Raw genomic sequence first — 22723 nt, forward strand, 5'->3', positions numbered from 1 at the left:
CTGAATCGTATTGGTGTGCTAAAGTCGATACAAGATTAATCGTTTTATAAAAAAGCATGTATAGAGCGGTTGTCTAATGATCACTGGCAAACTGACACAGGTAAGTGATGATTTGCCGTTTTAACCATTTCGAGGTATTCATGTCCACACAACCACTCAATAACCCAAGTACCACTGACGATATCGTTACTGAACAGCAAGAAGGCTTTAGTTGGCGTATCTTTGGCCCAGGTATTTTGATGGCGACCGCTGCAATCGGTGGCTCGCATCTGATTTCATCGACGCAGGCTGGTGCTATATATGGCTGGCAGTTGGCGATTATGATTGTTTTAGCCAACGTTTTTAAATATCCGTTTTTTCGCTTTGCAACCGATTATGTTTACGATACGGGCGAGAGTTTGATTGCAGGCTACGCCAAGCGCTCAAAGGTATATCTTTGGGTATATTTTATCCTCTCTATCTTATCAGCGGTCATTAGTACGGGTGCGGTCTCGCTGATTGCAGCGGTGATTTTGGGCTTTATGCTACCCGCCTCCCTTGAGCTATCGACGATGGTGCTGTCTATGATCATCGTGGCCGTCTCTTGGTTCTTTTTGATAGCTGGTCATTATAAATTGCTCGATGGTGTGACTAAGTGGATTATGATTGCCTTGACGGCAGCCACCGTTGCTGCGGTCGTGATTGCCGCTGGCAAGCCAACTGTGATGGCAGCAGATTTTATTGCTGTGTCCCCTTGGAACCTAGCGACACTCGGTTTCATCGTCGCATTGATGGGCTGGATGCCAGCACCGCTTGAGTTTGCCGCGATCACCTCTATGTGGACCTCTGCCAAAGTCAAAGCTGATCACACCACGCACAAGCAAGGCTTGCTCGACTTCAACGTCGGTTATGCCGTTTCAGCGATTCTAGCCTTGTTTTTCTTATCGCTGGGTGTGTTTGTCCAGTATGGTTCAGGGCAAGAGATTGAGCTGGTTGGCGGTGCTTATATTAATCAGCTAATCAATATGTATACGGCAACCATCGGTGAATGGTCACGATTGCTGGTCGCTTTTGTCGCTTTCATGTGTATGTTTGGCACGACAATTACCTGTGCTGATGGCTACGGCCGTGCCAATGCCGAGTGCTGGCGTTTGCTTAAAGGCGAAAGCGAAATCAATAAAAAGCAAATCGCTTTTTGGACGACATACGCTATCGGTGGCGGGCTTGTGATTATTACGTTCTTCACGGGACAATTGGGCGCGATGCTTAAGTTTGCGATGATATCGGCGTTTGTCTCTGCACCTATCTTTGGTTGGCTCAATTACTCATTGGTCAAGAAGCATAAGAAACTGTCCGCAGGTATGAATGCTCTGTCTATCGCAGGCTTGATATTCTTGGCAGGATTTGCCTTATTGTTCTTAGCCAATTTGGCAGGTTTATTTGCTTAAACTTAGTCTTTTTTAAGCTCATGATAAATGAAGCCCTAATAGCTTAGCTGTTAGGGCTTTTTGGTGGGAACAGGACAATCTATAGAGTAATACACCTATTATAATTGTAACTAAATGTAAAAATACGTCCTGTCAAAATTTGGCGATTTGAGTAATATGAATAATTATTCTAACTAAACGTTAAAAAGTAGATAATGCTATTTGTTTTATAAATATTATTAAATTAACTACAATCAATTATTATAAATAATAAACAGTTATATATAAGCTAACCTTTGCAGACGTGGATAATTGGGTATAATCAGTGACAACAACAAGATTATTTTCTCTCCATGCAAGATTATGAAAGGATACTCACATGACCTCACTCTCAGCAGGTGTACGCTTTCGCAGTGCGCTTAAACAAAAAAATGATAATAACCAGCCATTACAAATTGTAGGCGCGATTAATGCCTATACCGCGATGATGGCGACCCAAGTTGGCCATCAAGCGCTGTATCTCTCTGGTGGCGGTGTGGCAAATGCATCATTTGGTTTGCCTGATTTGGGCATGACCAGCCTTGATAACGTGCTAGAAGATGCTCGACGTATCACTGATGCCGTCGATACGCCATTATTGGTTGATATCGATACCGGCTTTGGCGGTGCGTTTAACATTGCCCAAACCATCAGAAAAATGGAAAAAGCAGGTGTGGCAGCGGTACATATCGAAGACCAAGTCGCGCAAAAGCGCTGTGGTCACCGTCCAAATAAAGAAATCGTCAGCATCTCAGAAATGGTAGATCGCCTAAAAGCAGCACTAGATGCCAAGACGGATCCTGATTTTGTGGTGATGGCTCGTACTGATGCGCTGTCCGTTGAAGGCTTAGACGCTGCTGTTGAACGTGCCGTTGCTTTTCAAGAGGCTGGCGCCGACATGATCTTTGCAGAAGCGCTCACCGATATCGAGATGTATCGTAAATTTACCGATGTACTCGACATTCCTGTCCTCGCCAACATGACCGAGTTTGGTCAGACCGATCTGTATACCACTGATCAGTTGTATGGCGTGGGCGTGGATATGGTGCTCTATCCACTATCAGCCTTCCGCGCCATGAACAAAGCGGCATTAAATGTCTATCAGCACTTGCTCGATGACGGTACACAAGAAAAAGTCGTCGATACCATGCAGACGCGCATGGAGCTTTATGATTTCTTAAACTATCACGAGTTTGAGCAAACCTTAGACAAGCTGTTTGCGGACAATAAATAATCATAATAAGCAGTATTTTCACTTAACAATATAAAAAGCTACCCACAAAAGGAATGTAGACATGGCAGCACAGAAAGAACTTTCAGGCGCAGGACTTCGCGGACAAGTTGCTGGTAAGACGGCATTATCGACCGTTGGCAAATCGGGCTCTGGTCTGACCTATCGCGGCTATGACGTATCAGAGCTGGCAGATAAGTGTATTTTTGAAGAAGTGGCGTATTTGCTGCTATATGGCAACTTACCTACTCAAAGCGAGCTTGATGCTTATCAAGCTAAGCTCAAAAGCCTTCGCGGCCTACCACAAGCATTAAAAGATGTGCTTGAGCGTATCCCAAGCGACGCGCATCCAATGGATGTGCTACGTACTGGTTGCTCAATGCTGGGCAATCTTGAGACCGAAACGGATTTCGCTGAGCAAAACGATAAAACCGATCGTATGCTGGCCGCCTTCCCATCGATCATTAACTATTGGTATCGCTTTAGCCATGACAATGTGCGTATCGAGACTGACACGGATGATGCCACCATTGGCGGTCATTTCTTGCACTTGCTCAAAGGCGAAAAGCCAAACGAGCTACACGAAAAAGTCATGAACGTATCACTTATCCTCTATGCAGAGCACGAATTTAACGCCTCGACCTTTACTGCGCGTGTGTGTGCATCCACTTTATCTGACATTCATTCTTGTATCACTGGTGCAATCGGTTCACTACGCGGCCCATTGCATGGCGGAGCGAATGAAGCGGCGATGGATATGATTGAAGGCTTTAGCTCACCTGATGAAGCTGAAGAAGAAATGATGGGTATGCTGGCTCGTAAAGACAAAATCATGGGCTTTGGTCATGCGATCTATAGCGAGTCAGATCCACGTAACGTCGTGATTAAAGGTTGGGCTGAGAAGCTAGCTGCGGACGTTGGTGATGATGTGCTATATCCAGTATCAGTACGCTGTGAAGAAGTCATGTGGCGTGAGAAAAAACTGTTCTGTAATGCTGACTTTTTCCATGCATCAGCCTATCACTTCATGGGTATCCCAACCAAACTGTTCACGCCAATATTTGTCTGTTCACGCTTAACTGGCTGGGCCGCTCATGTGTTTGAGCAACGTGCCAACAACCGTATCATTCGACCAAGTGCCGAATATACCGGTGAAGAGCTGCGTCCTGTACCAGATATGAGCGCGCGTTAAGTTGAATTTTTAAGTAGCTATTGTTACGTACTTACTATCAGCTAGTGGCAGTGCTAGCTGATACAGGTATGATGATTGAGCTTTGCTATGATCTCTGTAGGTTTAATTGTCATATGCTATCTTTTCTATACACCATACCCTTTTAGTTTTTAATATCGCTTCTTTAGCAAAGCCTATGATAACGAACGATGATTTTGCTAAAGGAATGACTTTTTACCTAATATCGATGTTTAACTACTTATTATAATTAGCCAACAGCCAAAGGTGACTTATGGACAACGCCCTAGTACAACCAATGAACGATGAATTCAAAAAGCCGCTACCAGATACTGACTTGTATTATTTTGACGCACGCGAAGCCATTGACAGCATTGAGGCTGGCGCGTATGACAAGCTACCATTCTGCTCAAAAGTATTGTGCGAAAACCTCGTGCGCCGTTGTCCACCTGAGGATTTGACCGCTGCTTTGAAACAACATATAGAAGGAAAGCAAGACCTTGATTTTCCATGGTATCCTGCCCGCGTGGTTTGTCATGATATCTTGGGTCAGACAGCCTTTGTTGATTTGGCAGGCTTGCGTGATGCTATCGCTGAGCAAGGCGGTGATCCGTCCAAAGTAAACCCTATCGTGCCAACTCAGCTCATTGTTGACCATTCATTGGCTGTTGAGCACGCAGGCTTTGAAGATGATGCCTTTGAGAAAAACCGCGCGATTGAAGAGCGCCGTAACGATGACCGTTTTCACTTTATCAACTGGTGCCAGTATGCCTTTGACAATGTCAACGTCGTACCACCAGGTAACGGAATCATGCATCAGATCAACCTAGAAAAAATGTCACCTGTCGTACAGGTCGTGCATAATAAAGAAGGTGAAGAAGTCGCGTTTGCTGACACCTTAGTTGGTACTGATAGCCATACGCCGATGGTCGATGCACTAGGTGTGATCTCAATCGGTGTGGGCGGTCTAGAAGCCGAAAGCGTCATGTTAGGTAACCCATCATATATGCGCTTGCCTGATTACGTTGGCGTAAAATTAACAGGCAAATTGCAAAAAGGCATCACTGGTACGGATCTCGTACTGGCGATGACTGAGTTCTTACGCGACGCAGGTGTGGTCTCTACCTATATCGAATTCTTCGGTGACGGCGCACGCCAGCTTACGGTTGGTGACCGTGCTTCTATCTCCAATATGACGCCTGAATATGGTGCCACTGCCGCGATGTTCTATATCGATGAGCAAACCATTGACTATCTGCGTTTGACTGGTCGTTCTGAGGAACAGATTAAATTGGTTGAGCAATACGCTAAGCAAACAGGCCTATGGGCTGATGGCATGGAAAAAGCCGAATACGCCCGTGTGCTTGAGTTTGATTTGTCGGCAGTCGGTCGTAACATGGCAGGCCCGTCGCGTCCACATGCGCGTGTATCTACCGATGATTTGGTGGCCAAAGGCATCGCCCACGCGCCCGATCAAAAGCTGCCTGAACCAAAAGATGGTCTGATGCCGGATGGCGCGGTTATTATCGCTGCTATTACCAGCTGTACCAATACATCAAACCCACGCAATATGGTGGCAGCAGGCCTCGTTGCCCGTAACGCCAATGCCAAAGGCTTATTACGTAAACCTTGGGTGAAGTCATCCTTAGCACCTGGCTCCAAAACCGTTAAAATGTACTTAGAAGAAGCAGGCCTGATGCCAGAATTGCAAGAGATCGGCTTTGATGTAGTCGGCTTCGCTTGTACGACCTGTAATGGTATGAGCGGTGCGCTAGATCCTGATATCGAGCAAGAAATTATCGATAATGATTTATTTACCACAGCAGTACTATCTGGTAATCGTAACTTTGATGGTCGTATCCATCCATATGCCAAGCAAGCATTTTTAGCATCGCCACCACTCGTTATCGCGTATGCCATTGCTGGTAACATTCGCTTTGATATCGAAAAAGACTCATTGGGTAAAGACCAAGACGGCAATGACGTCTATCTAAAAGACATCTGGTTTGATGATGAAGAAGTAGATGCCATTGTTGCGGCGGCTGTTAAGCCTGAGCAGTTCAATGCCGTATATATCCCAATGTTTGATGAAGCCAAAAAAGACACGGGCAAAGCGTTAAGCCCATTGTACGACTGGCGTGAAATGACCACGTATATTCGCCGTCCGCCGTATTGGGAAGGTCAAATGGCAGCGATGAACAAACTAAAAGGTATGCGTCCGCTTGCTGTATTAGGTGATAACATCACAACCGACCATATGTCACCATCGAATGCTATTCTTGGCTCATCAGCAGCTGGTGAGTATCTCGATACCATGGGCTTGCCTGCTGAGGACTATAATTCATATGCGACTCATCGCGGCGACCATTTAACCGCGCAACGTGCCACCTTTGCCAACCCTAAACTATTGAACGAAATGGTACGCGATGAAGATGGCGAAGTTGTCCAAGGCTCATTGGCGCGCGTTGAGCCAGAAGGTCAAGTCATGCGCATGTGGGAAGCGATTGAAACCTATATGAACCGTGAGCAACCGCTTATCATCATCGCAGGTGATGGCTATGGTCAAGGCTCAAGCCGTGACTGGGCTGCCAAAGGCGTGCGCCTCGCTGGTGTGGAAGCCGTCGTCGCTGAAGACTTTGAGCGTATTCATCGTCAAAATTTAGTGGGCATGGGCGCTCTACCTCTACAGTTTGAAGAAGGTACGACTCGTCATACGCTAAATATCGATGGCACGGAAACTTTTGATGTCACAGGTGAAGTCTCGGCTGGCGGGTTGATGACTCTAGTGATTCATCGTGCCGATGGCAGTACTGCTGAGACGCCTATTATCTGCCGCCTAGATACCGCGGATGAAGTCAAAATGTACAATGCTGGCGGTATGCTACAACGCTTTGCTAAAGAATTTATCGAAGGGACTTTAGATATTGTCTAAGAGTCTCTTGTAGGTTTTAGCATGATAAATAGAAAAGTATAGAAGTCGCCGATGTTGTATAACTTCATATGACATCGGCTTTTATTTGCTTTTGCGTTCTATACACTAAGTTTTGTGACTTACTCCTAAGTACTAGATAGCAGCTAAATATTGAGTTTACTTAATTAATAGCGTAACATGTACTATATATTGTACAATTCATAAAGCGTATTATGAAAGGAGCAAACCATGAGAGTCGTTAGTTTTTCAGAAGCCAGAAAGCACCTAAAATCCGTCCTAGATACGGTAAACGATGATGCCAATGCCACTATCGTAACCCGCCGTGACGCTGATGATGCCGTTGTGATGTCGCTTGATTATTACAATAGTCTGATGGAAACCGTCTATCTATTAAAATCTCCTGCCAATGCGGCGCACTTAGCGGACTCTATTGCCCAATATAAAGCTGGCAAGACCGTGACGCGTGAGTTAATTGATACGGCAGAAGATAATGATATCAACGCTGAGAATGTTTGAACTCAAAGGCTTCAATCAATCCAAAGGGTCTAATGATGAGTGAACAACTAGCATGGACAGATGCTGCGTGGAAAGACTATCTGTATTGGCAAACGCAAGATAAAAAAACACTCAAACGTATTAATAAACTCATCACCGAATGTAAGCGTAATCCGTTTGAAGGCATTGGCAAACCTGAACCCCTAAAAGAAAACCTATCTGGATTTTGGTCAAGACGTATCGACGACGCCAATCGGTTGGTATATGCCGTCGATGATAACTATCTTACGATTATCTCTTGTCGCTATCATTATTAATGAGCGTTCTTAGTCGTTCGTGTTTACTTGCTGATGACGCCATACCCAATCTTATAACAATATAAAAAGGATTTAATACAGTGGCCCAAACCAATACTAAATCAAAAACCCCTTTCGCCCCGCAACTATCTGTCCCCGCAACCTATATGCGCGGCGGTACCTCAAAAGGCACGTTCTTTAAACTATCTGATTTGCCTGAGCGTTGCCAAGTCGCTGGCGAGGCGCGGGATAACTTCTTATTGCGCGTCGTCGGCAGCCCAGATCCTTATGGCAAGCAAATCGATGGTCTCGGCAATGGCAGCTCCAGCACCTCAAAGACGGTTATTTTATCCGAATCAGATAGACCTGATCATGATGTGAATTATCTGTTCGGACAAGTTAATATCGCCAAGCCTATGATTGATTGGGCAGGTAACTGTGGCAACTTAACCGCGGCTGTTGGTGCTTGTGCCATAAATATGGGTCTGGTCAGTGCTGACAAGATTGCTAATAGCATCGATGACAATGCTGAAAGCGGTATTTGTGAAGTACGCATTTGGCAAGAGAATATCGGAAAAACTATCATTGCCCATGTGCCAGTCTATAAAGACGCAAATGATAAAGTACAGGTTCAAGAAACGGGCGACTTTGAATTAGACGGTGTGACCTTCCCTGCAGCCGAGGTTAAAATTGAGTTTATCGATCCTGTAGATGCTACCAGCGACATGTTCCCTACTGGCAATTTGGTTGATGACTTCGATGTGACGGGCTGTGGTCTAAATTCTGACAGCGTCAAAGCAACCTTTATTAGCGCAGGTATCCCAACTATCTTTATGAAAGCAGAAGATTTAGGCTTCACCGGTACTGAATTACAAGGTGACATCAATAGCAACAGCGAGCTACTTACCAAGCTTGAGAAAATCCGTGCCACAGGTGGCGTTGCGATGGGATTATTTAAAGACGTGAGCGAGGCGCAAACCAGCCAACACATTCCTAAAATTGCTTGGGTGGGTGCAGCAAAAAGCTATACCGCGTCGAGTGGTAAGTCAGTCGATGCAGGCGAGATTGATCTAGTCGTACGTGCCATGAGTATGGGGCAATTGCATCATGCCATGATGGGTACGGCAGCGGTCGCGATTGCTGCTGCCGCGACCACACAAGGTACACTTGTTAACGAGGCTGCCGGCGGTGGCGAGCTTAATGAGGTACGTTTTGGTCATCCATCAGGGACATTACTCGTCGGTGGTAAGACTGAACAGGTCGATGGACGCTGGCAAGCCAAAAAAGTATCGATGAGTCGCTCAGCAAGGCGTATCATGGTCGGTGAGGTTTTTGTGCCTGCGGATGCGTTTTAACTGATCGGGAAGCTTAATATGATTGAAGATATATATTTGAAGGAACAACTCAAAGAGTCATTCCTTATTATTGACTCTTGTTTAAAATCTTATTATGAAAATGAACCATATATGTATAAGCCTCTTGCAGGTCAATTACGGATTTTATTTTGTGATTCAAATAAAAGAAGGGATAACTCTCTGCTGCCAAGAGTTTTTCCAAATATAGAATTAAACGCTTTGGAGAATATAATCTGGGATGATAATGAAAGCTCTTCTGTACAAATAATTCAAAATCCTGACAATACTAGCAGAATTGCTACTATGCCTTTCGAGTTAATGCAATATAACAACGGATTGGTAATTCCAAATTTTATATTCGCTAAGCAGCAAAAAATGTTAGATATACCAACGTGGGTTGAACAGTATTTAACTCATCATCCTACGACTCTACAAGTCAGAGATGTTATTAAGAATATAGCTGATAAAGGTGGCGGTGCTCATGTAGACTCTAACCTTTCAGCCAAGCAACGATATATGAACAAGATGACACCTTTTGGTCGTCAATACGGAGAAATGTTTATCGTAGCGATGGCTAGACTAGCACAACGAATGGGGGAAGATATTTTTGATTATAGAGGCTTTAGACCTTCTGTTGAATTAAATCTTGAACCTTATATTTCATATAAGTCAGTAATAATGGCTCACAGTGATTACTCTAATGCCATTACGAATAATTTAAAAAAATAAATCAAATATAGCTTTAGTAGAGATTAATTTTTTATATTATCTAAGAATATGTAAGCCAATTATGCCAATATCTCCCCAGCTAAGCCGTGTACAACTAGACAAAAAACCTCCTGTCGAAAAGAAAGAACGGCGGGCGCTACTGTGGGATATTCTAAAAAAACTGGCGGTATTTGCCGCGCCTTACCGCCTATTGATCATTGCCACCTTAGCGCTGACTGCCCTAGGCTCCTTTACCGCGCAGGTCAATGCGTTTGTACTGCGCTATACGGTCGATACTTTAACTGAGATTGCCACGCTTGCCGAGCCTTGGGAAGCTGGCATACGTATGCTGATGATTATCAGTGCGGTGTTATTGACCAAAGAGATACTGTCGATATTTATCTCTTTTGGTCAGCGTTTTTTTGGTGAGAAGATTCGCATCAATCTGTCGCGTGATTTATCACAGCGCATCATTGAGCGTATTCTCACTTATCGGATGGCATTTTATACCAGTAGTGAAAACGACAGTGGCAAGCTGCAAACCCGTATTGATTATGGGGTTAGCAGTCTCACGAGCCTCGTACAAAACTTCTTTATCGATATGCTGCCACTATTTGCCAATGCGATTGTGGCGCTTATCATCATGTTTTCGACCAATTTTTGGGTCGGCATGGTTGGTCTTGTCATCATACCCATTTACTTTTTTATCAGCCAAAAACAAGCCAAGCGTCTGCAAGGATTTCGGCGGCAGATGCGCGGGTTTCGCGAGGCCAAAAGCGGTTTGGTGATCTCTTTGATCAATTCGATCAGCGTGGTGAAGTCCTTTGTTCGTGAATCTATCGAAGCTGAGAAGCACTTAACCATTCAAAAAGACATGACTGACAACCAGTTACGTATTCGCAGTATTGGTTTCGTTTATGATGCCATCAAAACCTTTATCGAGCAGATTGGTGTGGTGGTTATCATCTTGCTCACGGCTTATTTTGTCCTACAAGGTGAGATGACCATCGGTATGATTCTATTTCATGTCATGCTGTTTCAAAATGTCGCCGCCCCTATTCGACAGCTGCATCGTATCTATGATCAAATAAACAATGCATTGACCTATGCCGAAGGGTTTTTTGATATTTTAGAAGATGACAGTCAGGTTGAAAACATCGCTGGTATCAGTAGCGATAACCTAAAAGGTCATATTGAGCTTAAACATGTCGATTTTACCTATCCGAACGGCACGCAAGCGCTCAAAGACGTCAGCTTTACCATCAAGCCCAACCGTATCACGGCACTAGTCGGTCTCTCTGGAGCCGGTAAAAGCACGATTATAAATCTATTGGTCAAGTTCTATGCGCCAGACGCTGGTACGATCTGCCTAGATGGGCACGATTTGGCCGACTGTGATACCCACGAGCTGCGTCAGCGCATTGGGCTGGTACTACAAAGCAATCATATTTTTTCAGGTACGATCAGTGAAAATATCCGCTATGGCGATATGAATGCTAGCATTGATGACATCATTGTAGCGGCAAAAAAAGCTTCGATACATGAACAAATTGTCGCCTTGACAGACGGTTACGAGAGCACTGCTAAGTCATTATCAGGCGGTCAGCAGCAGCGTATCGCGCTGGCAAGGATGTTTTTAAAAGATCCGCCGATTGTGTTTTTGGATGAGCCGACCGCTAGCCTCGATGCTATTGCCAGTCAGCAGGTCAAAAAAAGCCTCGATCTGATCAAAAAAGACCGTACCGTCATTATGGTCTCGCACAATATTGCTCAAATCATTGATGCCGATGATCTGGTAGTGATAGAAAATGGCGAAGTGGTTGAGACAGGTACTCACGAGGCGCTTTATGCCCAGCGCGGCAAATACTTTGAGATATTCTCCGCCATGTCAGATAGCTTAAACTTAGACAAAATCAGCCAGACGCTAAACGGTTAGGAATGGTTAATGCCTGCCTAAATCGTTATAATGCCCCTATTTTACCGCCTATCGCCAGAAGCTAGACCATTATGAATTGTGAATTTTCTATCAAAACCTTTGACGAGCTGACCTCAGTTGACCTTTACCATATCCTAAAGGCGCGCTCGCAAGTGTTCGTTGTCGAACAAAACTGTGCTTATCAAGATATGGATGAGGTCGATTTTGATTGCTTGCACTTGATTGCTCATCAAAACGCAGCGTTAGTGGGCTATTGCCGCATTGTCCCGCCCGAATTCAATAAGCTAAAATCCAATCTGTCGGTCGCCGACCCTACGATCAAGACCAACCACACTGCCATGCCTGCCATCGGTAGAGTGCTTGTGCTATCAGAGCACAGAGGTGACGGCCTAGCACGCCAAATAATGACTCAGGCTATTGCTCATTGCCGCAAAAAATATGGTAAAAAGCGTCCGATTATTATCTCGGCACAGGCTTACCTGCTTAGTTTTTATGAGTCTTTGGGTTTTGTACCTGAAGGTGAGCATTATCTTGAAGACAATATCGAGCATGTGAAGATGGTGCTATACGTTGCTAAGAAAAACAAAGTAAGAAAAGAAAGTGTGGATACTGCGTCAACCACGACCAAAGTTTTAAGCTTCCTGCTTTTTATTATAGCAGCGCTGTTCATTTTAGGTCTGTTGTATTTGATGATTTAAATGGCCTACAAAGTTTTATTTCTTAACACAATTCAGTCTGGTTGTTCCATATTGAGTATGCTACTTTTGAATGATAACCGCTTTAAAAGGATGACTGCGAGCATGGGTCAAAAAAGCGAAAAGTTAGCTCACTCAAGGAAGAGGAAACAACCATGTCAAATACCAATTCAGATACAGCTCATTCAAATACGAATGAGGCAACGGTAGAGAGCAATATCCGTCCAGAATATGACGATGAAATCCAAAATATCGCCGATTATGTGCTCAATTATTCCATAGATAACGAGTCACCAAATCCCACTGATGCATGGAATACTGCGCGCCACTGTCTCATGGATACCATCGGCTGCGGACTACTGGCATTGCGCTTCCCTGAGTGTACCAAGCACTTAGGGCCTGATTGCCCTGATCAAATAACGCCGCATGGCGCTCGCGTCCCTGGCACATCCTATAGACTAGACCCCATCAAAGCCGCTTTTGACATCGGCTGTATGGTGCGCTGGCTTGACTATAATGATACGTGGCTCGCTGCTGAGTGGGGTCATCCGTCTGATAACTTGGGCGGCATCTTGGCGGTCGCCGACTATATCAGTCAAAAAAATATCAGCCAAGGGCAAGCACCTCTGACCATGAAGGCCGTGCTCGAGGCGATGATCATGGCTCATGAGATTCAAGGTGTGATGGCGCTTGAAAACTCATTTAACCGTGTGGGTCTTGATCATGTGTTTTTGGTCAAATTGGCATCAACTGCGGTGGTTGCCAAGTTGTATCAGCTACCCCGTGAGCGTATTATGGCAGCTATCTCACAAGCCATCGTTGATGGTCAGGCACTGCGCACCTATCGTCATGCACCCAATGCTGGCAGCCGCAAATCATGGGCGGCAGGTGATGCAACCAGTCGAGCGGTACGTCTAGTAGATATCACAGCACGTGGTGAAATGGGTATCCCTGGCGTATTAACTGCACCGCAGTGGGGATTCTATGATGTGCTGTTTAGCCATACCAATAAAGATCTCGCCACAAAGCCTGAAGACGATCGTCGTTTTAAATTCCAGCGAGATTTTGGTAGTTATGTGATGGAAAACATCTTATTTAAAATAAGCTTTCCCGCTGAGTTTCATGCCCAGACTGCCTGTGAAGCGGCCGTCATTTTGCACCCACATGTGAAAGGTCGAATTGATGATATTGAACAAATTGTCCTAACCACCCATGATTCAGCGATTCGCATCATCTCAAAAGAAGGCGCGCTTGCCAATCCCGCCGACCGCGATCACTGCTTACAATATATGGTGGCTGTTCCCTTATTGACAGGCGATCTGATGGCGGAGAACTATGAAGATGACTATCACGAAGAGCATTTATCAATCGATGAGCTACGCGAAAAAATGGTAGTAGAAGAAAACGCGCAGTATTCAAAAGACTACCATGACCCTAGTAAGCGCTCTATTGCCAATGCTATTCAGGTATTCTTTACAGATGGCAGTAGCACAGAAAAAGTCGCCATTGAATATCCTATCGGTCATAAACGCCGCCGCGCCGAAGGCATTCCCATACTTGAGGCAAAGTTCCGCGCCAGTCTGGCCACCCGCTTTATTGACAGTCGTTGTCAGCAGATCATTGAGCTGTGTGACGATCAAGAAAAATTGGAGCAAACGCCAGTGAACGAGTTTATGGACTTATTTATGGCTTACTAACGACTCAGTGACTAATGCTTCCTTCTGTTGACGTATTGACTACCAAGGTATCGACTCTCCTGCCCAATCGACAAAACTGCCTGATTGGGCAGCTGTCATCACTGATAGCACGTCCAATAAACACTCCGCGCTGTACGCTGGCGAGAATAGATGTCCTTCAGCGACATTACCTTGGAACGGTGCGGACAGTTGGGTATTCACGGTGCCTGGTTGCATGACGACTACGCATACCTCTTTGAGTGATCGGCCCCATTCGATACTCAGGTTTTTCATCCCCATATTGAGCGCCGCCTTGCTCATTCTATAGCTATACCAGCCGCCGAGTTGGTTGTCCGTGATACTACCGACACGAGCTGATATGGTCGCAAAAATCGCTGGATGTTCAGCGCTACGCTCAGCTTTGGCAAGCAACGGTTTGATATGCTTGGCTATCAGCAAACTTGTTAGTGCATTGATTTGCATGTTCTGTAAAAAAAACTCCGTTTCAATCTGCCTCAAGGCCTTTTCTGGTTGCGCAGTCTCTGTATGTAGTAATCCCACACAGTTGATCACCCAATCTACATGACCCACTGTCTGCTTGATGGTGTCGGCCGCTTTTTTGATGCTGTCCTCGTCACTGATATTCATGTGCAACCAGTGCAGGTTTTCTGCTTCAAAGTTCGGCTCACTACGATGATAAGTGGCGAATACTTGTGTACTATGACTTTTAGCAAATGCGCCGTCAGTTTGATCGGCAGCTGACTCTCGTACCAGTTGCTTGACCATAGCCTGACCAATACCGCCCGTTCCGCCGATGATAAGATAGGTTTTATTATTCATGTCGTTATTCATATGCCACCATCCCTTTTTTTTATAAGTGTTGGTTTGTTTATTCATTTTGGCTGATTTTACGAGCGTTTGCTATGATAAAAATAATAGACATTATTCTCATTCTATATACGCTACAATAATTTTTAGCGATTAAACCCACGTTTTTTGCTTTCCATTACTTATATTGACGTTCTTATACGGATATCAGCGCCTTATGCTATCACCCCAAGACCAACTGACCGAGCTGGTACGTGCCTTAGAGACCGATCAGCACGTCTTTGCCACTGACCCGTTATTAATCACGGAAAAGCTACAGAGTGAGGATGGCACGCCTATCCAAAAGCTGCATCGACGGGCCTCACGCATCGATAGCAATGGTGCACTTGCGCGTGTACTGGGCAAAATAGACGGTCGTATAAAAGGTATCATGATCGTCATGAGTGTGGTGTGGTGCATCTCGGGGTTTTTAGGGTTGTTTACCCTCTTACAGTCTAATGTGGTGAACTTCTTTTATGTATTGGTCTGCTTGCTTGGTTTTCATACTATTATGCTTGGCGGCTGGCTGGTTATGACACTTATCAATCGAGACCAGCAAGCGCCCAGTTGGTTTGCCAGCTTTGTCAGTCCAAGCTATCTCATACGCGGTAAAGACGATGTAACCAAGGCGGCGGTCGATCTGTATGAGCGACAATTACAGCACAGCGGTATGCGTTGGTATTTGGGCAGATTTAGCCATCAGTTATGGCTTGCGACGTTGACCGGTATGCTGCTTGCGATTATATTTTTATTGATCGTACGTCAGTATAGCTTTAGCTGGGAGTCGACCTTACTCTCTGATCAGGCATTAGTGAGCTTAACGCAAACACTCGGCTGGCTACCAAGCATGGTGGGATTTGATGTGCCGGATAGTACAGCGATTGCACAAAGCAGGCTGGTCACAGAAGCCATGCCATTGTCTGTGGCGCGGCAGTGGGCAGGATTGCTAGTCGGTAGCTTGCTGATGTACGGTATTGTCCCGCGTGCGATAGCATGGGTATTTTGTGCCTTGATGTTCCGCCGCAAAAAGATGCGGTTAGACATCAAACAACCGTATTACCAAAAGATAATAAATTTTTGGCATCGCCATGTGGTTGATACCGATGACTTTACGGAAGCGCCCGCACCTGTCGCGCCCAAAGCGGCGGTGAGTGCAGGCAAGAAACTGGTCGCCTTGCTTGAATATCCTTCAAATCGGGATAAATGGTGGCAGTCAGGGTTGAATGATGACCGTCATGATTTCTTAGAATCAAGTGAGATTGAGAATTTCGGTATTATCGATGATCGTGATGATATGGAACGACTCAAAAATTATTTAGATGCGCATCCGGTGCAAGTCTTGCTTGGCATCCATAGCAACGCACTGCCCGACCGCGGTACGCTACGCAAACTCGATCAAATCGCCGCTCATGCAAAAGATGGTCTTATTGTACAGCTGCTTAGTGATGCTGATTTAACACTTGAAGATGAACCAGTAGACAAGCAAACAGTCCGCTATCAGCAGTGGCAGACAGCGCTCTCTGCGCGAAAAATTGGCTTGGTGGATATCGATTCTTAAAGTTTTTGAATGCGATACTTAATAATAATTATTTTTATAAAAGGGACAAAATAAATCAGTAATATAGAAAAATAGTTATCTCTTGGATAATAAGGATGTTTTATAGTGGCTAGGAGCCAAATATGTCAACAGACAACACCCTCTTAACATCAGGTGAGTATGGTCCGATATTGGATGGTTACAAAGAGGCGTTAAACCAAAGTATCTTAACGGCTGCGCCAGAGTCATGGCAGCCAACGCTGGCAAGTATCTTACCTGCTCACTGGCAAGAATGGCTGTTGCCGTTAGCTGGTGGCCCATTTTTCTTGCTATTTTTAGCAGAGTGGTTTTATCAGTCTAAGCGTGGGAAAAATGAAAGCTTTAGCTGGCGCCGTGCGATGACCAATTTTAGCTTGGGCGGCTCTTATCTTGGGTTTGAATTGATTGTCCAAGCACTTATTGTGCTACCTATTTGCCTGTGGCTATATCGATACCGACTATTCACTATTGAGGTGACATGGCTGACAGCCATTCCCATATTTGTCGCGGTTGAGTTCAGCTATTACTGGTTTCACCGTGCCTCACACCGCATGAATTGGTTTTGGTCAGCGCATGTCGTGCACCATTCAGATAATAAGATGAATCTATCCACCGCCATGCGTCAAAGCCTGCTGTACTCGGTGACAGGCTGGTGGTTATTTTTCGTCCCGCTGATGATATTGGGTGTGCATCCTGTTTGGGTATTTTTCTTTTATGCCTTAGATTTGATTTATCAATTCTTTATTCATACCGAAACCGTTGGGAAATTTCCAAAGTGGGTTGAGTATATCTTTGACACCCCATCCAACCACCGCGCGCATCATGGTACCAATGGCGAATATATTGACCAAAATTATGGTGGCGTTCTTATTATTTTTGATCGCTGGTTTGGCACTTATGTTGAAGAAGACACTATCAATAATCCAGTCAAATATGGGGCTGTTGGTGAGACCAGTCACGATAATATTATTGGTCTGATATTTGGGGTGTTTTACCGAATGTGGCAGCGATTTTTTCGTGCTAAGGGTATTAAGAAAAAACTTAAGGTACTGCTGCGCCCACCTACGGCAATCTCATAGCGTATCATGAATACATAAAATACAGTTTACGATATGGACACTACGCATCCATAACCAACATGCCACCAGATTTGTTTTACAATAAATGGCTAAAGTTTGATCATCAATAACAATAAGACGCGACTATGAATAATGACAATAAAAAAGAAAATTACGAGCATCACAAGCCTGCAGGTCTTTTTGCAGATAAAGCGTTGCCTAGTGACTCAAATAATAACGCCAATACCTCGCAATCACCAGCCGCTCAGTCGGAAAAGACTCATGATAATCAATCTATATCAACTGAATCAGTACCACCAGCTGCAACCACAAAGGTGACAAAAAAAACCATTGCCAGTGGTGAGGCGCTAAAATTGGCAGTGGTAGGTCACACCAATACTGGTAAGACCTCCATATTGCGCACATTATTGCGTGATGTCTATTTTGGTGAGGTCAAAAACGAAGCGGCGACCACACGTCACGTCGAGCAAGCACAGCTGACAGACAGTCAAACAGGTGAAGTGTTAGTCGCATTATACGACACACCTGGCTTGGAAGACGCATCAGGGCTTATGGACTGGTTGGAGGACAACACCGCCAGTCGCCGTGATGGTATCGAGCGATTGCAGCAGTTTTTGGCGGCCGATGTTGCTCAAGGTGCAGATAGCGGTGTTCTAGACAGTTATGATTATAGCCAAGAAGCAAAAGTCATCCGTCAGCTACTGGCAAGCGACATGGCCATCTATGTAGTAGATGCTCGTGAGCCAGTATTGGGTAAGTATAAAGATGAGCTAGCGATTTTATCATGGGCTGCCATTCCGGTGATGCCTGTCTTTAACTTTACCGACAGTCAGAATGCCAATATTGATGACTGGCAAACCATGTTGGCAAGACGCAACCTACATATCTCCACACGCTTTGATTCTGTTGCTTTTGAATTTGAAGATGAGATGCATCTTTGGCAAAATCTAGCGACCATGCTCACTCATTCTGAGATGCTTGAGCAATTGATGCAGCGCCGGATTGAGGACTGGGCGCAGTTGTATGACGAAGCCAATATTATTATTGCTGACTTTTTATTGAATGTCGCTTCTTTTGTACGCGAGATTAATGAAGATGACGACCCGATGCCCGTATTAGAACAAATGCAAGAAGCGGTTAGACAAAGTGAGCGTGCGATGCAGCACAATTTACTCAATTTGTATAAATTCTATGATAATGCCGTCGCGGCAACCCCGCTTGAATTGCAAGCCTACCAGCAAGATCCATTCGATCCTGAACTCCTCAAGAGCTACGGTATCCGTACCACTTCTGGTGCAGCAGCGGGCGCGCTGTTAGGGTTGGGTATTGATGCAGCAGCGCTAGGTACGACATTGGGTTTGGGTGCAGCGATAGGTGGTATTGCAGGCGGGTTACTATCTAACACCAGTAGTATTGCCGATAGGATCACTGGGGTAAAACGCTTGTATATCGATCCTGCGACGTTGACATTGCTAGCAACGCGAGCGATCGACTTACTCACTGCCCTACGCCATCGAGGCCATGCTGCTACTGATGCCACCCAGCTATTATATAAAGGCGAGAAAAGCAGCCTTAATACATCGTCAAATGATGGCAGCTACCATAATAATAGCAATGACAATGCCGATGAAGATAACAATTTAATCACCGTATGGCCTGCGAATAAATTACCCAGTGAGCTAAAAAAAGCGCGTGGTAAACCGCAATGGTCATCGCTTAGCAGTGGTAAGTCTGAACAGGCGCAACTGCTGCGCGCAGATATGGCATGGTCGCTGTCGGTCAAATTACAGTCCTACAAGCGTGAGTCATGAGTTGCTATCATTTAACAACGCACTCAATGCCTCTGTGCCACGTACGTCTGTTTGCTGCAGATAAATCGGATACAGCGGATATTTAGAAAAATTCTTTTCGATATCCTGCATTAACTGCTGCTGGCGCTCAGCACGGCAGCGCCAAAACTCATCCGACTGAGAGGATGCTATCAACTGATTGATGACGATTGCTGCCGGTGTGAGCTTGCTCTCTTCTAGCTGCTCGATAGCTCTTGTGGTCTCAGCCAACGGCAACACATCAGCCGTCATAACCAACACAATCGCCGTTTGTGTACGATCATGCAGCAGCAGTCCTGCTTGGCGAAATAACTGCTTGCGCTTTTCTAGCACCGATACCGCTTGCTCCCAGCGATCAGACTTTTTTGCGGCAAACGGATTGGCGACATCGTTCTTTTGAGCGCTATCCGTTTGACTGCTTTTTTGATTATGACTGTCCAAATGTGTCGCTACTGAACGTAGCTTGGCTTGCCGTCGTTGCTGAGCAAGTAACCCATCTGTCCATGCACCCATCATCTCTGGTAATACTAGCAACCGTAGCGTATGCCCTGTCGGTGCCGTATCAAAGATAATATGCTCATAGCCCGCATCTGCCGCTTCGACCAAATGCTGACACATGGATTCGAGCATCGCCGCTTCTTGGGCGCCGGGTGCTGATTTTGAGAGTCGCAGGTGCTCACGAATTTTGGGCATCATATCTGGATTGGCATAGGATTTAATCGTACGCTCAACTTGAGCAAAATGCTCGTCAACGATCACATCAGGATTTAGCTCAATCGCATCTAAATAAGGTGAGATTGCTGTTTTTGCATTATTAAGCTGTGTATTTAACACATCACCTAAGCTATGAGCAGGATCGGTTGAGACAATCAGTGTCTTCTGCTGCTGACTTGCGTAATAGCTGGCAAGTGCAGCAGCAGTAGTGGTTTTCCCCACACCGCCCTTACCACCGATAAATATAATCGGTTGTGTTACGAGCTGTTCTACAAGTGCATGTAAAGGATGTAATGCCATATATTTATCTCATTTCTTATATTATTCTTATTTTTCCATCATAAACAAACGATTAGCAGCAGCCAACATGGTCAAATGGGCATCTATCCATACCCATGCGCGTGTGCCATTCGTGAAAATTTTCTAAAAATAATGGTTGCAACTCTAAGGTATAAAAGCTGGCAGGATTATCAATCCCTAAGCTCTCAGCAAACATAAGTAGCATAAAAAAATCTTCTTCATCACGAGCAGCACGTGCCATCGTTTGGCGATAAGGTGCATGATAAAACTCATTCAACCCAGCCACAAACCGTTGCCACCATGGTTGGGTGCTCTCTAATGGTTGAACGTTTTCTATATCAGTTGATGTACTTTTATTTTCCATAATTTACTCATCCCTCTTCCTGTTTTTCTTATCTATCATGCCTATATGATATAAAAAACGCCAGCAATTGCTGCCAGCGTTTTTGAGTTGATAAATATTTAGTATGGTTTAGCGTTTAAATGTCACCGCTTTTGCCTTTGTGTATCGACCATTCTTTGCGTAATACAGACAGACTCTCAAACGTCACCAAGATCGTTGCGATTAAGATAATGATATCCATAATGATAAGCAGCCAATTACCATCAGTGAAGAAAGTTTTGAGCTGAATAAGTAGTGCAAATACCGTCATGACCAGCAAGAATGACAATGGCGCTAAAGTGTACCAAACTGGTTTGCCTTTACGTAACAAGATAACCGTTACGATCATTAGTGTTAACGCCGCCATTAGCTGGTTAGTCGTACCAAATAGTGGCCAGATAATCATACCACCAGCACCATCAATACCGCCCGCGCCGAATGCTAATAGCAAGCAGCTGCCGACAGCAAGCAATGTTGCGACCACGCTTTTATTGAGGACTGGCAGGTTATAAAACTCACCGAACTCTTGGAAAATATAGCGTTGCAGGCGTACACCAGTATCCATGGTCGTACCTGCAAATAATGCAGCCATGACCGTAAGCATCGTCTGTGATAGTACCATGTCGATACCAACACCTGCGTTTAGTATGGTCGCACCACCGTCAATGAAGGCACCGATAGAACCGTCGCCAAATTTTTGATAGACCGCTTGCCAATCACCAAGAGTAGCAAAACCTGCGGTTGCCGCTAGAATCGCACCGAGTGCCAACATACCTTCGCCTAGCGCACCAAAATAACCAACGAAACGCGCGTCTTCTTCTTTATCAATCTGCTTAGACGTCGTCCCTGTCGCAACCAATCCGTGGAATCCTGATATCGCCCCACAAGCAATCGTCACAAACAACAGCGGCATCAGTGATGGCGTGCCAACTGGCAGTGCTGTGTTTATTGCTGGCGCGACAATATTTGGCGTGCCGATAAAGATAGCTGCGTACAATAAAATCAAACCGACAAATAACTGTAAACCATTAATATAATCGCGAGGTTGAAGCAGCATCCATACGGGCAACAACGAAGCAATCGCCGCATAGGCGAATAAAATAAGAATCCATACAGCGTTATCAGGTAAGCCCATTACGGTCTCAGGTAACACAATCGGGAACATAGGGCCAAGATAGATCAGCCCGTATAAAGCGCTTACCCCGATAATAGATACCCAAACCAAATTCATCTTGTAGCGATAAATACACTGACCGATGATAAAGGCAACCACTAAGGCGCCCCAAACAGGTAGTACAGCAGATGGCGTTTTGATCATCATATTAGCGATAGCCACACCAAATACAGCATTGACCATCAGTAGTAATAAGAAAATCACGACCATCATCAAGCTGCGGACACGTGTGCCCATGACCGTACCTGCAATAGAGCCAATTGACTGCCCCCTATTGCGCATACTTGCCCAAATGGCCGACATATCATGTACACCCGCCATAAAAATCGTACCGAGCACCACCCAAATGATGGCAGGTACCCAGCCCCAAATAACCGCAATTGCGGGACCAATAATCGGTGCAGCGCCTGCCACCGAGGTAAAATGGTGCCCCCATAGTACATATTTATTGGTAGGAACGTAATCGACCCCATCTTTCATCGTATGCGCTGGCGTGGGACGACTGTTATCCAATGCTAAAATTTTGGTAGCAATGAATTTTGAGTAAAACACGTAGCCACAGAGCATAGCAGCAACGCCGAATATCAGTACAATAGCACTATTCATCTTATCTCTCCCTAGACAAGTAGTAGGTAGTCTTATAAGTTCAAGCTTTTTAAATCAAAATATAAAAAATATGCTAAATTAGTGTGCAGCGAGTCATTCATATAACCCGACCCGTCACCGAATAAATTGTAAAAATTATGTGTGATGAATATTAGCCAACAAATTTTCGCATTACACAATGATGGTGCATCACTAAATAGCATATGGCGTGGTGAATCTTTGTTTAAAATTCTGGTTA

The 22723-nt window shown here is 45.0% G+C and carries 18 protein-coding genes; 14 read left to right on the forward strand and 4 right to left on the reverse strand.

Features of this window, described 5'->3' with window-relative positions:
• Nucleotides 1–140: 140 nt before the first annotated feature.
• The 11 genes from QO189_RS07165 to QO189_RS07215 all read left to right on the forward strand — a co-directional run bounded on the left by QO189_RS07165 (nucleotide 141) and on the right by QO189_RS07215 (nucleotide 13979).
• Nucleotides 141–1427, forward strand: a complete 1287-nt coding sequence (locus QO189_RS07165) for an NRAMP family divalent metal transporter (RefSeq protein ID WP_371532156.1) — start codon at nucleotides 141–143, stop codon at nucleotides 1425–1427.
• 358 nt (nucleotides 1428–1785) lie between these two features.
• Nucleotides 1786–2679, forward strand: a complete 894-nt coding sequence (gene prpB, locus QO189_RS07170; RefSeq protein WP_371532157.1) for a methylisocitrate lyase — start codon at nucleotides 1786–1788, stop codon at nucleotides 2677–2679.
• A gap of 61 nt (nucleotides 2680–2740) precedes the next feature.
• A complete protein-coding gene (gene prpC / locus QO189_RS07175; RefSeq protein WP_371532158.1) occupies nucleotides 2741–3868 on the forward strand; it encodes a 2-methylcitrate synthase in 1128 nt (375 codons plus the stop codon).
• Nucleotides 3869–4163: 295 nt separating this feature from the next.
• Nucleotides 4164–6797: a Fe/S-dependent 2-methylisocitrate dehydratase AcnD gene (gene acnD, locus QO189_RS07180; protein WP_371532324.1), complete on the forward strand. Its 2634-nt coding sequence runs from the start codon at nucleotides 4164–4166 to the stop codon at nucleotides 6795–6797.
• A 228-nt stretch (nucleotides 6798–7025) separates the two neighbouring features.
• Entirely contained in the window at nucleotides 7026–7313 is a 288-nt protein-coding gene (locus tag QO189_RS07185; protein ID WP_371532159.1) for a type II toxin-antitoxin system Phd/YefM family antitoxin, read from the forward strand.
• Between the two features lie 32 nt (nucleotides 7314–7345).
• Nucleotides 7346–7609 carry a Txe/YoeB family addiction module toxin gene (locus tag QO189_RS07190; RefSeq protein ID WP_025652708.1) on the forward strand — a complete coding sequence of 88 codons (264 nt, stop codon included), beginning with the start codon at nucleotides 7346–7348 and terminating at the stop codon, nucleotides 7607–7609.
• An 80-nt stretch (nucleotides 7610–7689) separates the two neighbouring features.
• On the forward strand, nucleotides 7690–8943 hold the full coding sequence (gene prpF / locus QO189_RS07195; protein WP_371532160.1) for a 2-methylaconitate cis-trans isomerase PrpF: 1254 nt from the start codon (nucleotides 7690–7692) through the stop codon (nucleotides 8941–8943).
• Nucleotides 8944–8961: 18 nt separating this feature from the next.
• The gene (locus QO189_RS07200) at nucleotides 8962–9672 is read left to right on the forward strand and encodes a hypothetical protein (RefSeq protein WP_371532161.1); all 711 of its coding nucleotides are present in this window, start codon (nucleotides 8962–8964) and stop codon (nucleotides 9670–9672) included.
• Nucleotides 9673–9733: 61 nt separating this feature from the next.
• Nucleotides 9734–11587, forward strand: a complete 1854-nt coding sequence (locus QO189_RS07205) for an ABC transporter ATP-binding protein (protein ID WP_371532162.1) — start codon at nucleotides 9734–9736, stop codon at nucleotides 11585–11587.
• A gap of 71 nt (nucleotides 11588–11658) precedes the next feature.
• Nucleotides 11659–12285, forward strand: a complete 627-nt coding sequence (locus QO189_RS07210; protein ID WP_071001550.1) for a GNAT family N-acetyltransferase — start codon at nucleotides 11659–11661, stop codon at nucleotides 12283–12285.
• 152 nt (nucleotides 12286–12437) lie between these two features.
• Nucleotides 12438–13979, forward strand: coding sequence for a bifunctional 2-methylcitrate dehydratase/aconitate hydratase (locus QO189_RS07215; RefSeq protein WP_371532163.1), 1542 nt, complete (start codon nucleotides 12438–12440; stop codon nucleotides 13977–13979).
• A 39-nt stretch (nucleotides 13980–14018) separates the two neighbouring features.
• On the opposite strand, the gene QO189_RS07220 is transcribed toward QO189_RS07215, so the two are convergent.
• Nucleotides 14019–14810 carry an SDR family oxidoreductase gene (locus QO189_RS07220; RefSeq protein WP_371532164.1) on the reverse strand — a complete coding sequence of 264 codons (792 nt, stop codon included), beginning with the start codon at nucleotides 14808–14810 and terminating at the stop codon, nucleotides 14019–14021.
• Nucleotides 14811–15003: 193 nt separating this feature from the next.
• Here QO189_RS07220 and QO189_RS07225 point away from each other — a divergent pair, with 193 nt between their 5' ends.
• The 3 genes from QO189_RS07225 (at nucleotide 15004) to QO189_RS07235 (ending at nucleotide 19291) form a co-directional block, all read left to right on the forward strand.
• Complete coding sequence (locus tag QO189_RS07225; protein WP_371532165.1) at nucleotides 15004–16383, forward strand: DUF2868 domain-containing protein; 1380 nt, start codon at nucleotides 15004–15006, stop codon at nucleotides 16381–16383.
• Nucleotides 16384–16505: 122 nt separating this feature from the next.
• Nucleotides 16506–17480, forward strand: coding sequence for a sterol desaturase family protein (locus tag QO189_RS07230; protein WP_371532166.1), 975 nt, complete (start codon nucleotides 16506–16508; stop codon nucleotides 17478–17480).
• A gap of 125 nt (nucleotides 17481–17605) precedes the next feature.
• The gene (locus QO189_RS07235) at nucleotides 17606–19291 is read left to right on the forward strand and encodes a DUF3482 domain-containing protein (protein WP_371532167.1); all 1686 of its coding nucleotides are present in this window, start codon (nucleotides 17606–17608) and stop codon (nucleotides 19289–19291) included.
• On the opposite strand, the gene QO189_RS07240 is transcribed toward QO189_RS07235, so the two are convergent.
• The 3 genes from QO189_RS07240 to QO189_RS07250 all read right to left on the reverse strand — a co-directional run bounded on the left by QO189_RS07240 (nucleotide 19286) and on the right by QO189_RS07250 (nucleotide 22485).
• Nucleotides 19286–20323, reverse strand: coding sequence for an ArsA family ATPase (locus tag QO189_RS07240; RefSeq protein ID WP_371532168.1), 1038 nt, complete (start codon nucleotides 20321–20323; stop codon nucleotides 19286–19288). The two genes, QO189_RS07235 and QO189_RS07240, sit on opposite strands and share 6 nt — an antisense overlap.
• A gap of 52 nt (nucleotides 20324–20375) precedes the next feature.
• On the reverse strand, nucleotides 20376–20687 hold the full coding sequence (locus tag QO189_RS07245; RefSeq protein ID WP_371532169.1) for a cory-CC-star protein: 312 nt from the start codon (nucleotides 20685–20687) through the stop codon (nucleotides 20376–20378).
• Nucleotides 20688–20802: 115 nt separating this feature from the next.
• On the reverse strand, nucleotides 20803–22485 hold the full coding sequence (locus tag QO189_RS07250; RefSeq protein ID WP_371532170.1) for a carbon starvation protein A: 1683 nt from the start codon (nucleotides 22483–22485) through the stop codon (nucleotides 20803–20805).
• Nucleotides 22486–22723: the final 238 nt, after the last annotated feature.

The organism is Psychrobacter sp. Arc29, assembly GCF_041431175.1.
Classification (GTDB): domain Bacteria; phylum Pseudomonadota; class Gammaproteobacteria; order Pseudomonadales; family Moraxellaceae; genus Psychrobacter.

What these genes read in the sequence shown, in the direction of transcription:
- QO189_RS07210 (WP_071001550.1), top strand. Translation starts at nt 11,659, where the DNA reads ATGAATTGTGAATTTTCTATCAAAACCTTTGACGAGCTGACCTCAGTT.
- QO189_RS07225 (WP_371532165.1), top strand. Translation starts at nt 15,004, where the DNA reads ATGCTATCACCCCAAGACCAACTGACCGAGCTGGTACGTGCCTTAGAG.
- QO189_RS07215 (WP_371532163.1), top strand. Translation starts at nt 12,438, where the DNA reads ATGTCAAATACCAATTCAGATACAGCTCATTCAAATACGAATGAGGCA.
- QO189_RS07235 (WP_371532167.1), top strand. Translation starts at nt 17,606, where the DNA reads ATGAATAATGACAATAAAAAAGAAAATTACGAGCATCACAAGCCTGCA.
- QO189_RS07185 (WP_371532159.1), top strand. Translation starts at nt 7,026, where the DNA reads ATGAGAGTCGTTAGTTTTTCAGAAGCCAGAAAGCACCTAAAATCCGTC.
- prpB (WP_371532157.1), top strand. Translation starts at nt 1,786, where the DNA reads ATGACCTCACTCTCAGCAGGTGTACGCTTTCGCAGTGCGCTTAAACAA.
- QO189_RS07200 (WP_371532161.1), top strand. Translation starts at nt 8,962, where the DNA reads ATGATTGAAGATATATATTTGAAGGAACAACTCAAAGAGTCATTCCTT.
- QO189_RS07220 (WP_371532164.1), bottom strand. Translation starts at nt 14,810, where the DNA reads ATGAATAACGACATGAATAATAAAACCTATCTTATCATCGGCGGAACG.
- QO189_RS07240 (WP_371532168.1), bottom strand. Translation starts at nt 20,323, where the DNA reads ATGGCATTACATCCTTTACATGCACTTGTAGAACAGCTCGTAACACAA.
- QO189_RS07165 (WP_371532156.1), top strand. Translation starts at nt 141, where the DNA reads ATGTCCACACAACCACTCAATAACCCAAGTACCACTGACGATATCGTT.
- acnD (WP_371532324.1), top strand. Translation starts at nt 4,164, where the DNA reads ATGAACGATGAATTCAAAAAGCCGCTACCAGATACTGACTTGTATTAT.
- QO189_RS07190 (WP_025652708.1), top strand. Translation starts at nt 7,346, where the DNA reads ATGATGAGTGAACAACTAGCATGGACAGATGCTGCGTGGAAAGACTAT.
- QO189_RS07230 (WP_371532166.1), top strand. Translation starts at nt 16,506, where the DNA reads ATGTCAACAGACAACACCCTCTTAACATCAGGTGAGTATGGTCCGATA.
- QO189_RS07250 (WP_371532170.1), bottom strand. Translation starts at nt 22,485, where the DNA reads ATGAATAGTGCTATTGTACTGATATTCGGCGTTGCTGCTATGCTCTGT.
- QO189_RS07205 (WP_371532162.1), top strand. Translation starts at nt 9,734, where the DNA reads ATGCCAATATCTCCCCAGCTAAGCCGTGTACAACTAGACAAAAAACCT.
- prpC (WP_371532158.1), top strand. Translation starts at nt 2,741, where the DNA reads ATGGCAGCACAGAAAGAACTTTCAGGCGCAGGACTTCGCGGACAAGTT.
- QO189_RS07245 (WP_371532169.1), bottom strand. Translation starts at nt 20,687, where the DNA reads ATGGAAAATAAAAGTACATCAACTGATATAGAAAACGTTCAACCATTA.